Raw genomic sequence first — 12,149 nt, forward strand, 5'->3', positions numbered from 1 at the left:
GAGAGCGTGGAATATGACAGATACCGACGTCCGAGCACCCAGCGAAGAAGTTGTCGATCCGCCGACCAATTGGAAGATGGTGGGCAGTGGACTCGCATTTCCGTTGTTCTTCGTCATCATGTTCTGCTTGTGCTACGTCAGCGCCTTCCATTCGCCGACGCCGAATCAGGCACCGATCGTGGTGGTCGGGTCGCCGTCCGTCACGGCCCCGCTGATCGACGGAATCCAGGCTTCGTCGGGTGACAAGTTCGACATCGTTGCCACAGCCAACGCCGCCGACGCACTCTCTCGGATCGACAACCGCGATGCGATCGGCGCCATCGAGATCGGTGACACCGTGACCGCACATATCGCCACCGGCGCGGGCGCCTCGACGGTTTCCGTGGTGAGCAGCTTGGCGCATTCGGTTGCGGAGCAGACGGGGCAGCAGGTCACGGTGATCGACTCGGCGCCTGTCACGGCGCGCGACTCCTCGACTGTCGGACTCTTCTACTTCCTGATCGTCTGCACCCTCGGTGGCTACCTGACCATCACGGTGCTCAGTCAGGTTGCGCCGAGAATGCGGTTGCGAGAGCAGTATTCGATCCTGGCCGGTGCGGCGATACTCACCCCGCTCATAGCCTTCGGCATCACCAGCATCTTCATGCACGCCTTCGGGGCGTCATTCGGCCAGATCCTGCAACTGCTGGGAATCTCGATGGTTTACACGTTCACCGTCGGTGCGGTGAGCATTCTGCTCAATCGACTGCTCGGCCAAGCCGCGATCTTCGCGGTGCTGACGGTGCTCGTTTTCATCAACTTCCCGAGTTCGGGTGGTGCCATTCCGGTGTCGTTCCTGCCGGGATTTTGGCAGCACATCCATTCGTTCTGGCTCGGATCGGCAGCCATGGAGCCCATCCGCTCCGTCATCTACTTCAGTGGCAACGGCGCCGGACCGCACCTGCTCGTTCTGGGGATCTGGCTGGTCGCGGCACTCGGCCTGACCGGACTGCTCGCCTCTCGCCAGTCGAAAAAGGCAGCAGCGCACTGAGTGTGGTGGGGCCGGCGATTGCCGACCCCACCCGAACCCTTTACTTCAGCCGTACCGCGTCGGTGCCCGGTCCGTCGAGCATCGCGGACCCCAGCAGGATGTCCGGAATGCCGAACCCGTCGATCAGTGTCTCGACGTGGGGGCGCAGGGTGCGGCAACGCTCGTTGATTCCGCGCGTCACGGCCTTCGAACGCTCCACCGACAGATGCCGGTGCTCCATGAACCAGGCCTTGTCCTCTTCGATCACGGACAGTGCGTAGAGATCGCACACCTCGCCGAAGAGTTCCTTTGCGGTCTCGTCCTCACACGAGTCGATGCCGGCGACGAATGCTTCCAGGATGACGCGCTCGATGTGCGCCTGAGCGGCTTTGAGCACGTGGTCCTGCACGAAGTTGAACGCGTCGAACGGGTTCTCCTCGCGCTTCTGCGCTGCCTGCAATCGCCTTGCCGCAGTGGCGAGTAGGTACTCTTCGCGGTCTTCGAACATCTTCATCTGGGTGCCGCGATTGAAGAGGCTGCCGTCCTCTTCGTTGTCCTGGCGAGTGTCGACGATCGTCTGCAGGATCTGCTGCGCTGCCGTGCGTTTCTTGACCACGTCGGAGACCGTCGTAGCGGCGAAGCGCATCCAGTCGACCGGGCTCATGCCGCGGACTTCGTCGGCGTAGGAGGTGAGGAGTTCTTTTGCGACCAACTGCGTCAGAACGTGGTTGTCACCCTCGAACGTGGTGAAGACGTCGGTGTCCGCCTTGAGTGCGGTGAGGCGGTTCTCGGCGAGATAGCCTGCGCCGCCGCAGGCTTCGCGTGCCTCCTGGATGGCCCGAGTGGCATGCCAGGTGTTGGCGGCCTTGAGTCCGGCGGCGCGACCTTCGAGTTCGCGCTGCTCCTGCGGATCCGGGTCGTCGCTGCTCTGGATGTCGTGCATCGCGGCTACGAGTTCGTTCTGTGCGAACTGCAGAGCGTACGAGCGGGCGATCAACGGCAGCAGACGCTTCTGGTGGACGAGGTAGTCCATGATCAGGACTTCGTCGTCACTCTTCGGAGCACTGAACTGCCTGCGCTGCAGGGCGTATCGACCGGCGATGGCCAATCCGACGCGGGCGGCCGCTGCCGCGGAACCACCGACGGTGACACGTCCACGAACCAGTGTGCCGACCATCGTGAAGAAACGACGGTTCGGGTTCTCGATCGCCGAGCTGTACGTGCCGTCCTCGGCGACGTCGGCGTAACGGTTGAGTAGATTCTCACGCGGGATGCGGACCTGGTCGAAGACGATGCGGCCGTTGTCGACTCCGGGCAGTCCACCCTTGAGCCCGCAGTCGGACGTCGTGACGCCGGGGAGGTCGTTGCCGGCGTCGTCACGAATCGGCACGACAAAGCAGTGGACGCCCTGACTTTCGCCTCCGGTGATCAGCTGTGCGAACACCGCTGCGACGGTGGCGTGCTGGGCAGCGCCGCCGATGTAGTCCTTGCGAGAGGACGGAGTGGGGGAGTTGACGACGAACTCGCCCGTCTCGACGTCGTAGGTCGCCGTGGTTTCGAGTTCCTGGACGTCGCTGCCGTGACCGGTCTCGGTCATCGCAAAGCAACCGAGCAGGTCCAGATCGATCAGCGGCTTGACGTACGCCTGGTGGTGACGCTCGGTGCCGAGGTTTTCGATGGCGCCGCCGAACAGACCCCACTGGACGCCGGCCTTGACCATCAGTGAGAGGTCGGACATCGCGAGCATCTCGATGCTGGTGACGGCGCCACCCGCGTCGCCCGTTCCGCCGTGAGAGACCGCGAAACCGTTTGCGGCGTACCCGAGATCGGCGAGGACCCGCATCTGTTCGAGAGCCTTGGAGCGCGCAATGGCGGTGTTGGGTGTGTAGTGCGGAGCAAAACGTTCGTCGTTCAATTCGCCGCGAACGCGCTCACGCACCTCCCGCCAGCGTCCGTCGAGTGTTGTCCTGAGGTGGTCCGCTGTGGTGGCCATGGAACCGACGATAGCGCGTAGCGCACCGCGGGCAACCCGGTTCGATCCCAACCTCACATTCAGCAGGAGCCCGCGGCACCCGCTTCGATTCCTTGGCGGAAGAGTTCCTTCTCGCTCTCGGACATAGCCTGGTACGAAGGGTCGTTCTCGACGATCTTCAGGAAGTCGGCGCCCGCCGTCTGGGTCGACGTGTCGCCGCTCTGAACACGCTGCTGAACGTAGACGGACACCGCCGAACACCCGCCGAGAAACGCGGGGTCGGTGCTCGTCGCCGCGGTGGTTCGAGCCGAGTCGGTGGCACTCGGCGGCGACGAAACTGTCGCCTTGTCGTCGTTCGAAGCGTCCGAACCACACGATGTGAGAAGAATCGCAGCCGAGACCATCAGCGTCGTCAACAGTCGCTTCATGCCCGGAATCGTCTCACGCGGGGCCCGGTTCGACCGGAAAACTCGCCTCGAGCACCGAAGTCCTACACCCTGTCGTTGTCAGATTCGACAGAACTGGGACACTGGAAGCCGTGACTGTGTCTTCCGGTGATCCCGACGTGCATGCAACGAACTCCGCTCGGCTCTTCGAACGTGCCGGCAACGTGATTCCGGGTGGCGTCAACTCGCCCGTCCGCGCGTTCGGTTCGGTCGGCGGAACACCGCGATTCATTCGCGAAGCATCCGGCTACACCCTCACCGACGTCGACGGAAACAACTACGTCGACCTGGTGTCGTCCTGGGGTCCGATGATTCTCGGGCACGCTCACCCGGCAGTCGTCGAAGCCGTTCGCGAAGCAGCCCTCGGAGGTCTCTCCTTCGGTGCGCCGACCGAAGGCGAAGTTGCCCTCGCCGAGGAAATCGTCGCCCGCGTCGCGCCCGTGGAAAAGGTTCGCCTGGTCAACTCCGGAACCGAAGCCACGATGAGCGCAGTCCGCCTCGCCCGCGGATTCACCGGGCGGACCAAGATCGTCAAGTTCTCCGGTTGCTACCACGGCCACGTCGACGCCCTTCTCGCCGACGCCGGATCCGGCCTCGCGACGTTCGGGCTGCCGACCTCTCCCGGCGTGACCGGCGCTCAAGCAGAAGACACCATCGTCGTGCGCTACAACGATCTCGACGCGGTGGCCGCGGCGTTCGAGGCCAATCCCGGGGCCATCGCGTGTGTCATCACCGAAGCTGCCGCCGGAAACATGGGCGCCGTCGCACCGCTTCCCGGTTTCAACGAGGGTCTGCGTCGTCTCACCCGTGAGCACGGCGCACTCCTGATCATGGACGAGGTGATGACCGGATTCCGCGTCAGTGCCTCGGGTTGGTACGGCATCGACAACGTCGCAGGCGACCTCTACACCTTCGGCAAGGTCATGAGCGGCGGCCTGCCCGCCGCAGCATTCGGCGGCCGCGCCGACATCATGGGCCACCTCGCACCGGACGGTCCCGTCTACCAGGCAGGCACCCTCTCGGGTAACCCCGTAGCCGTCGCCGCCGGACTCGCGAGCCTGCGCGCCGCCGACGCCGAGGTGTACGCCAAGCTCGGCCGGAACGCGACCGCCCTCGGCGACCTCATGACCCAAGCACTCACCGCCGAAGGCGTCGAACACCGAGTGCAGTACGCAGGCACCTTGGTGAGCGTGTTCTTCACCGAGAACACGGTGACCAACTACGACGAAGCCAAAGCCGCGCAGACCTGGCGATTCCCCGCCTTCTTCCACGCACTGCTCTCCCGCGGCGTGTACCCGCCGCCGAGCGCGTTCGAAGCGTGGTTCGTCTCCGCAGCACTCGACGATCGAGCCTTCTCGATCATCGCCGACGCCATGCCGCACGCAGCCAAGGCCGCAGCTGCTGCCGTCAAGCCCTGACCAGTTCCCATTCCAGAACACCCGCACGCTTCCGACATCCATCATCTTCAGCGAGGACCCTCGACTGTGACCGACGCCGATCACCCCGACCACACGTCCACCCGCACCATCGTCCACGTCCTGCGCCACGGCGAAGTACACAACCCGCGCGGGATCCTCTACGGACGGCTCCCGGGCTTCCGGTTGTCGGTGGCGGGCGAAGCTCAGGCTCGTGCGGTCGCGTCGGTGCTCGCCGATCACGACATCACCCACGTGGTCGCGTCGCCGCTGCAGCGGGCGCAAGAGACCGCGACTCCGATCGCCGAGGCACACAAGCTCGACATCGTCACGGACGAAAACCTGATCGAGGCAGGCAACGAGTTCGAGGGTCTCAAGGTTGCCGTCGGGGACGGTGCGCTCTCGCGTCCGCGTCACTGGTGGAAACTGCGTGACCCGTTCACCCCGTCCTGGGGCGAGCCCTACCTGCAGATCGCGCATCGCATGCTCGCAGCCGTCAATGCCGCACGCGTCGCGGCAGTCGGACACGAAGCCGTCGTCGTCAGCCATCAACTTCCGGTCTGGACACTGCGTCGATTCCTGCAGGGCGAGCGTCTCTGGCACGATCCCCGTCACCGTCAGTGTGGACTGGCCTCGTTGACTTCACTGGTCTACGAAGGCGACACCCTGGTCGACATCGTCTACTCCGAACCTGCCGGCGCCTCCGACCCGAGAGTGACAGGAGCATGATTTCGCGCCGCATCGCCGCAGCATTCGCAGCCGCTGCGTCGGCGATGCTTCTTCTCTCGTCCTGCGCGACCGGCGACGACGCCGTCGCACAGGGCGGAACTTTCGACTTCGTCTCACCGGGCGGACAAACCAAGATCTTCTACGATCCGCCGTCCGACCGAGGCACCATCGGCAAGCTCTCCGGGCCCGATCTGATGAACGAAGGTCAGAAGGTCGGTGTCGAGGACTTCGAGGGCAAGGTCGTCGTTCTCAACGTCTGGGGTCAGTGGTGCGGACCGTGCCGCGCCGAAGCCGACGACCTGGAACAGGTCTACGAGCAGACCAAGGATTCGGGCGTGCAGTTCCTCGGCATCAACGTCCGCGACGACACCAAGAACAAAGCGCAGGACTTCGTGGTCGACAACAAGGTCTCGTACCCGTCGATCTACGACCCGTCGATGCGTTCGCTGATCGCCCTCGGTGACGGCTACCCCACGTCGGTCATTCCGACGACGATCGTCCTGGACCGCCAGCATCGCGTCGCCGCGGTGTTCCTCCAAGAACTTCTCGCCGAGGATTTGCTGCCCGTCGTCCAGCGAGTAGCTCAGGAAGACGCGCAGTAAAGATGACAACCACGACCACTACGCTGCTGGCCGGCAGCGACACATTGAGTGCCGGTGTGGGCGAAGCGTTTCAGAACGCGGCGTCGTCCGGTCCGCTTCTGCTCGCCCTCGGCGCCTGTGTGCTCGCCGGTCTGGTGTCGTTCGCTTCACCGTGCGTCGTGCCGCTCGTTCCCGGCTACCTGTCCTACCTGGCCGGCGTCGTCGGTGCCGACGCTCCCGCGATCACGGCCGAAGAGGCGAAGACGCGGACGATCACCCGGAGCAGTCGACTGAGGGTGGCCGGTGCGGCCGGACTGTTCGTCGCGGGCTTCACCGTTGTGTTCGTCCTCGCGACCGCGTCGGTATTCGGCGTGATCTCCACGCTGCTCGTCAACCGCGAGGTCCTGATGCGAGTGGGCGGTGTCGTCACCATCGCAATGGGTCTCGTCTTCATCGGGCTGATTCCGGCGCTGCAGAAGGACGTTCGTTTCGAACCGCGTCGCGTGTCGTCACTGGTGGGTGCGCCGCTGCTCGGGGGAGTGTTCGCTCTGGGCTGGACGCCGTGCCTCGGTCCGACATTGGCAGGCGTGATGTCCGTAGCGGCGGGAACCGACGGGATGACCGCCGCGCGTGGTGTCACGTTGATCGTCGCGTACTGCATCGGACTCGGCCTGCCGTTCATCATCTTGGCGCTGGGATCGGCGCGCGCGCTGACCGGCGTCGGCTGGTTGCGTCGTAATGCACGCACCATTCAAATTTTCGGCGGAATCATGTTGGTGGCAGTGGGAATCGCCCTCGTCACCGGCGCGTGGGACCAGTTCGTCGGCTGGGTTCGCGACGCATTTATCTCGGAGGTGACGCTGCCGATATGACAGCTGACGACAATAACGACCACCCGAAACCCGTGCTGCCGAAGCAGTCGGTGATCGGTCGAGTCGTTGCACTCGGGCGCAACACCTGGCGCGGGCTCACCTCGATGCGGACCGCGCTGGTACTGCTGTTCCTCCTCGCGCTCGCTGCGATCCCCGGCGCCCTGCTGCCACAGCGAACCCTCAACGAGGGCAAGGTCACCGACTACATCGCCGCGCGTCCGACGCTCGGTCCGTGGATGGACCGCCTCGAATTGTTCGACGTGTTCAGCAGTTTCTGGTTCACCGCGATCTATGCATTGCTCTTCATCTCGCTGGTCGGCTGCATCCTGCCGCGTTGCGTGGAGCACGCGAAGGCGCTGCGCACCCGTCCGGTGAATGCGCCGCGCAATCTTGCTCGCCTGCCGCACCACACCAAGAGCGTCGTGGACGGCGAGACTCCCGACGAACTTGCTGCCCGGGTGTCGAAAGAACTGCGCGGGTGGCGCGTCGAAACGCGTCGCGGCGATTCGAAATCACGACGCGAAGGCGAGATCACCATCTCGGCGGAGAAGGGATACCTCCGCGAGTTCGGCAACCTCGTGTTCCACCTCTCGCTGGTCGGATTGTTGATCGCGATCGCCGCGGGCAAGTTGTTCGGCTACGAGGGCAATCGCATCGTCATCGCCAACGACGGCCCCGGGTTCTGCACGACCTCGCCGGCAGTGTTCGACTCCTTCGTCGCCGGTCTGAGCCTCGACGGCACCGGCATGACCCCGCTGTGTGTACGTGTGAAGAATTTCCAGGCCGACTACCTCGAGACCGGTCAGGCCGAGATGTTCACCTCGGACATCTCGTACCAGGCAGGCGACGACCTCGAGTCCGATACCTGGCGGGACACGACCATCCAGGTGAACCACCCGCTGCGGATCGCCGGCGATCGTGTGTACCTGCAGGGACACGGATACGCGCCGACGTTCACCGTCACGTTCCCGAACGGTGAGACCCGCACCGAGACGCTCCAGTGGCGTCCGGACGACGCCACGACGTTCCTGAGCAGTGGCGCGATGCGCTTCGACCCGCCGGGCGGCATGTATCCCGATGCGGACGAGCGTCGGAAGAATCAGATTGCCATCGAAGGATTGTTCGCGCCCACCGCGCTGTTCCACGGCAACCTGCTGTCGTCGAGTTACCCGGCGATGAACGATCCGGCAGTCGCCATCGACATCTACAAGGGCGACACCGGACTCGATACCGGTAACCCGCAATCGCTGTTCGAACTCAACACCGAACTGATCAATCAGGGCCGACTGGTCAAGCAGGATCGAGTCAATCTGTTTCCGGGGGAGAGCGCGACGCTTGCCGATGGAACCCAGGTGCGATTCGATGGTGCCGTCGACTTCGTGAACCTGCAGGTCTCCCACGATCCCGCTCAGGTGTGGGTGTTGGTTTCGGCGTTGACCATGATGGCGGGCCTACTCGTCTCGCTCGTGATCAAGCGTCGCCGCGTCTGGGCACGTATCTATCCAGATGACGAACGACGTACTGTAGTAGAACTTGGTGGGCTTGCCCGCACCGACCACGCAGGCTGGGGCGACGAGTTCGACCGCCTCGCCGACCGCTTGCTGAAAAGCAATCCGACCACCGCGGTGAACCAACCGCACGCGCAGGAGAACGCCCGATGACAACGAACGAGACACTCGCGCAGTACAGCGACTGGGCCTTCAAGTCCGCCTTCACCGTGCTCGTGCTGGCGTTTGTGCTGCTCATCGTGCAGTACGCGTCGGCCAGAGCAAAGGCGGTTCAGGACAAGGAACTGGTCTCCGCCGGCGGTGTCGACGCATCCGTGCCTGGCAGGGTCGCGGAGACTCCGAGCAAGTCGCTCTCGGAACGATTCGGCGGAATGGGCCGAGCTGTCCTGGTCGTCGGAACGGTGCTGATCATCGCGTCGATCGTGCTCCGCGGATTTGCGACGGAACGATTCCCGCTCGGCAACATGTACGAATTCGTGGCGATGGCGTGTGCGGCGTCGTTGCTGGTCGGGCACGTCCTGTTGATCAAGCCGGCGTACCGTCCGATGTGGGTCTTCTTGCTGGTGCCGGTTCTGATCTTGATGTTCCTCGCCGGCACGGTCCTTTACGCCGACGCGGCTCCCGTGGTTCCGGCGCTGCGCTCGTACTGGCTTCCGATTCACGTGACGATCGTCAGCGTCGGTTCCGGAATCTTCATGATCGGCGGTATCGCGAGCCTTCTGTTCCTGCTGCGACTGAAGTTCCCGCCCGGTGACGAAGGCACGAGTATCGGTGGCCGGATCGCAGAGCGACTGCCGGATGCCCAGACTCTCGACCGCTTGGCGTACAAGAGCACGATCATCGCGTTTCCGCTGTTCGGCGCCGGCGTCATCCTCGGTGCCATCTGGGCGGAAGCTGCGTGGGGACGCTTCTGGGGTTGGGATCCGAAGGAGACGATGTCCTTCATCGCCTGGGTGATCTACGCGGCCTACCTGCATGCGAGGGCAACGTCCGGGTGGCGGGAGACGAAGGCCGCCTGGATCAACATCGCCGGTTTTGTTGCGATGCTGTTCAATCTCTTCATCATCAACATGGTCGTCTCCGGCTTGCACTCCTACGCGGGACTCACCTGATCCTCTCGAGGTACCGTGGGTGGCTGCCGACCGGTCTGTAGGTATTACCGGTAGGTACGTCAGGGGCGGGCAACAGTTACGATGCAGCTTGGCGAATTACTAGCTGTCTGGTAGCTGTGGGATCGACGAGGGGGAGCGGCGAGATGGCCGACAAGATTGAAGACGCCGGAGCAGGATTGTGGGAGCCGGTGCGCCCTGCCGAGCCGACGCGGCCCGAGCCGCGCGCATCCGCGCCCGAGCCGTCATCGGACTCGGTTCCCAGCGACGTTCGTAGTCTCTTCGTGGCCCCGGTCGACTCCGGGCCGCTCCAGCAAGTCGCCGGCCAGGCGCCCGGTGCACCCGCCGCTCCGCCGCCGACCCCAGCGGCTCCGGTACCAGGTCCCAAGACTCCGGTCATCCAGTATCCGGCAGCGCAGCCAGGCCCGATCAACGGCCAGTTCTCGACCTCGCCTGCGATGCCGATGCAGACCTACGAACCTACGAATCGTGGAGGGTCGCTTCCGGATTCACGAACTGGCGTTCCGCAGCCTGTTCAGAATTCGCAGCCTGTTCAGAATTCGCAGCCTGTTCGGAACTCGCAGCCTGTTCAGAACCTGCAGCCCGGCCCGACGGCGCATTCATCCGCGAGACCGCTCCAGCAACCGCAGGCACCTTTTTCGCCCGGCGTCCATCCGCCCAATCCCGCGATTCGGCAGTTCGGTCATCCCGGCGCTGCGCCGGTGCAGAACGGCCACACCCTCCAGAATGGTCAGGCCGTGCCGATGGCCCCGCCGACGGCGCCACCTACTCGCGCTCCGATGCCGCAGACCGGACTCACCTCGGCTACGGACAGTCGCTTCGAGTCCGCTCTCCCGATGACTGCGCAAGATCTCTCGGCTGCGCTCCTCGTCAAGCGGCCTGTCCGGCCTGCCCCGGTGGGTGGCTGGCGCAAGGCGCTGTACACGTTGTCCGGCCGATCGGTGAACCTCGGAAACGGTGCAAAAGAGCAGCACCTCGTCGAGTTGACGCGCCAGATCAACCAGCCGCTGCAGGGCTGCTACAAGGTTGCGGTGCTCAGTCTCAAAGGCGGCGTCGGAAAGACCACGACCACAGCGACACTGGGGTCGATGTTCGGCTCGATCCGCGGCGATCGCGTCGTCGCTGTCGATGCAAACCCCGACCGGGGAACGCTGAGCCAGAAGATCCCGCTCGAAACTCCGGCAACAGTGCGAAACCTGCTGCGCGACGAGAACAGCATCGAGAAGTACAGCGACGTCCGTGGCTACACATCGCAAAATCGACACCGGCTCGAAGTGCTTGCCTCCGACAGCGATCCAGCAGTTTCAGAGGCCTTCAGCGGCGGGGACTACACGCGCACGGTCGACATGCTCGAGAAGTTCTACAGCATAGTTCTGACCGATTGCGGCACCGGATTGATGCACTCGGCGATGCAGGCCATTCTCGAAGGTGCAGATTCGTTGATCGTCGTCAGTTCCGGTTCCGTCGACGGTGCACGTAGCGCCTCCGCAACACTTGACTGGCTCGACGCTCACGGTTACATCAGGCTGGTCGCCACGTCCGTAGCTGTCATCAACGCGGTACGGCCTCGCTCGGGCAAGGTTGATCTGCCGCGGGTCGTCGAGCACTTCGAGCAGCGCTGTCGAGCGGTGAAACTGATTCCGTTCGATCCGCATTTGGAAGAGGGCGCCGAAATCGATCTGGACCGGCTGCGTCCAGGTACTCGGGAAGCGGTGCTGGAGTTGGCTGCGGTGGTTGCGCAGGACTTTCCGGCCTCCCCGTTCGCGTTGACGGGGCGGTAATCGGATAGCCGGGTGAGCCCGGACGCTACGTCGACGCGTCAGTCGGCGGTACGTCCGGACCTTCCGTGCGCTTGCGTCGTGTTTGCTGGTTCACATTCCACAGGAATTCGGGATCGTCATCCGGCCCGCGTACACCGCTCACCGGGGTGCGCGTCGACGGATCGGGCCCGAATGCCTTCCACATCAGAACGATCAATGTCACCAAACCCACCAACGCCAACAGATACAACACGGCGCACCTCCTCAGGGAACTGAAGTCGAGCCTACTCAGTCTCCGCCCCGCTTCACCAGAAGTGGTGCGGACAAGCGTTTCGGCTCAGTGCGCTAGTGCTGTATCTGTCGGGTACTGCAAGATCTGTCGGGTACTGCAAGATCTGTCGGGTACTGCAAAGTGCTTCGAAGTGAGCTGAAGTTGCTCAGTTGTTGTCTGCTTCGGTGGTCAGCGAGCGCAGAAGCTGCATGACCTCGGTCTCACGGAATCGACGATGTCCTCCTGGCGTGCGAAGCGAGCCCAGTCGTCCTGCGTGTGCCCAGCGGGTCACGGTCTTGGGATCGACATGAAACAATGCCGCTACCTGTCCGGGCGTCATGAGTGCGTCTGCGGCGGTATTGAAGGTTGGTGCGCTCATTGTGAGGTCCTCCATGTTGATGTCGAACGTTTGACGAACAGTGATTCCGAACCGAGCAGTGATTCCGAACTTTGGTT

12 protein-coding genes are annotated in these 12,149 nt (G+C 63.8%); 8 read left to right on the top strand and 4 right to left on the bottom strand.

Going from position 1 to position 12,149, the window contains the following annotated elements; genetic code table 11:
* The first annotated feature begins 13 nt into the window (after positions 1-13).
* Positions 14-1,030, top strand: a complete 1,017-nt coding sequence (locus tag BH682_RS08265; RefSeq protein ID WP_075832659.1) for an ABC transporter permease — start codon at positions 14-16, stop codon at positions 1,028-1,030.
* A 40-nt stretch (positions 1,031-1,070) separates the two neighbouring features.
* Here BH682_RS08265 and BH682_RS08270 read toward each other — a convergent pair whose 3' ends face one another.
* Both BH682_RS08270 and BH682_RS08275 read right to left on the bottom strand, forming a co-directional pair.
* Positions 1,071-3,002 carry an acyl-CoA dehydrogenase family protein gene (locus BH682_RS08270; RefSeq protein ID WP_024487810.1) on the bottom strand — a complete coding sequence of 644 codons (1,932 nt, stop codon included), beginning with the start codon at positions 3,000-3,002 and terminating at the stop codon, positions 1,071-1,073.
* A gap of 59 nt (positions 3,003-3,061) precedes the next feature.
* Positions 3,062-3,409: a hypothetical protein gene (locus BH682_RS08275; RefSeq protein WP_007735283.1), complete on the bottom strand. Its 348-nt coding sequence runs from the start codon at positions 3,407-3,409 to the stop codon at positions 3,062-3,064.
* Positions 3,410-3,519: 110 nt separating this feature from the next.
* Between BH682_RS08275 and hemL the strand changes: the two genes are divergently transcribed.
* From hemL to BH682_RS08310, 7 genes are all read left to right on the top strand, one after another.
* Complete coding sequence (gene hemL, locus BH682_RS08280; RefSeq protein ID WP_064074192.1) at positions 3,520-4,845, top strand: glutamate-1-semialdehyde 2,1-aminomutase; 1,326 nt, start codon at positions 3,520-3,522, stop codon at positions 4,843-4,845.
* Positions 4,846-4,911: 66 nt separating this feature from the next.
* The gene (locus BH682_RS08285; protein ID WP_003941868.1) at positions 4,912-5,571 is read left to right on the top strand and encodes a histidine phosphatase family protein; all 660 of its coding nucleotides are present in this window, start codon (positions 4,912-4,914) and stop codon (positions 5,569-5,571) included.
* The gene (locus BH682_RS08290) at positions 5,568-6,173 is read left to right on the top strand and encodes a TlpA disulfide reductase family protein (RefSeq protein ID WP_007735280.1); all 606 of its coding nucleotides are present in this window, start codon (positions 5,568-5,570) and stop codon (positions 6,171-6,173) included. Before BH682_RS08285 ends, BH682_RS08290 begins: the two co-directional genes overlap by 4 nt.
* 2 nt (positions 6,174-6,175) lie before the next feature.
* Positions 6,176-7,024: a cytochrome c biogenesis CcdA family protein gene (locus tag BH682_RS08295; RefSeq protein WP_007735278.1), complete on the top strand. Its 849-nt coding sequence runs from the start codon at positions 6,176-6,178 to the stop codon at positions 7,022-7,024.
* On the top strand, positions 7,021-8,685 hold the full coding sequence (gene resB / locus BH682_RS08300; protein WP_003942064.1) for a cytochrome c biogenesis protein ResB: 1,665 nt from the start codon (positions 7,021-7,023) through the stop codon (positions 8,683-8,685). Before BH682_RS08295 ends, resB begins: the two co-directional genes overlap by 4 nt.
* Positions 8,682-9,644, top strand: a complete 963-nt coding sequence (gene ccsB, locus BH682_RS08305; protein ID WP_003941951.1) for a c-type cytochrome biogenesis protein CcsB — start codon at positions 8,682-8,684, stop codon at positions 9,642-9,644. The genes resB and ccsB overlap by 4 nt, the downstream gene beginning before the upstream one ends.
* 461 nt (positions 9,645-10,105) lie before the next feature.
* Positions 10,106-11,443, top strand: a complete 1,338-nt coding sequence (locus BH682_RS08310; RefSeq protein WP_411561121.1) for a MinD/ParA family ATP-binding protein — start codon at positions 10,106-10,108, stop codon at positions 11,441-11,443.
* Positions 11,444-11,468: 25 nt separating this feature from the next.
* On the opposite strand, the gene BH682_RS08315 is transcribed toward BH682_RS08310, so the two are convergent.
* Both BH682_RS08315 and BH682_RS08320 read right to left on the bottom strand, forming a co-directional pair.
* On the bottom strand, positions 11,469-11,675 hold the full coding sequence (locus BH682_RS08315) for a hypothetical protein (protein WP_003941996.1): 207 nt from the start codon (positions 11,673-11,675) through the stop codon (positions 11,469-11,471).
* Positions 11,676-11,859: 184 nt separating this feature from the next.
* Complete coding sequence (locus tag BH682_RS08320) at positions 11,860-12,072, bottom strand: BldC family transcriptional regulator (RefSeq protein WP_003942029.1); 213 nt, start codon at positions 12,070-12,072, stop codon at positions 11,860-11,862.
* Positions 12,073-12,149: the final 77 nt, after the last annotated feature.

It is taken from the genome of Rhodococcus sp. YL-1 (assembly GCF_001942025.1).
GTDB classification, from domain to species: domain Bacteria; phylum Actinomycetota; class Actinomycetes; order Mycobacteriales; family Mycobacteriaceae; genus Rhodococcus_F; species Rhodococcus_F qingshengii.

What these genes read in the sequence shown, in the direction of transcription:
- resB (WP_003942064.1), top strand. Translation starts at nt 7,021, where the DNA reads ATGACAGCTGACGACAATAACGACCACCCGAAACCCGTGCTGCCGAAG.
- ccsB (WP_003941951.1), top strand. Translation starts at nt 8,682, where the DNA reads ATGACAACGAACGAGACACTCGCGCAGTACAGCGACTGGGCCTTCAAG.
- BH682_RS08275 (WP_007735283.1), bottom strand. Translation starts at nt 3,409, where the DNA reads ATGAAGCGACTGTTGACGACGCTGATGGTCTCGGCTGCGATTCTTCTC.
- BH682_RS08290 (WP_007735280.1), top strand. Translation starts at nt 5,568, where the DNA reads ATGATTTCGCGCCGCATCGCCGCAGCATTCGCAGCCGCTGCGTCGGCG.
- BH682_RS08320 (WP_003942029.1), bottom strand. Translation starts at nt 12,072, where the DNA reads ATGAGCGCACCAACCTTCAATACCGCCGCAGACGCACTCATGACGCCC.
- BH682_RS08310 (WP_411561121.1), top strand. Translation starts at nt 10,106, where the DNA reads ATGCAGACCTACGAACCTACGAATCGTGGAGGGTCGCTTCCGGATTCA.
- BH682_RS08270 (WP_024487810.1), bottom strand. Translation starts at nt 3,002, where the DNA reads ATGGCCACCACAGCGGACCACCTCAGGACAACACTCGACGGACGCTGG.
- BH682_RS08295 (WP_007735278.1), top strand. Translation starts at nt 6,176, where the DNA reads ATGACAACCACGACCACTACGCTGCTGGCCGGCAGCGACACATTGAGT.
- BH682_RS08265 (WP_075832659.1), top strand. Translation starts at nt 14, where the DNA reads ATGACAGATACCGACGTCCGAGCACCCAGCGAAGAAGTTGTCGATCCG.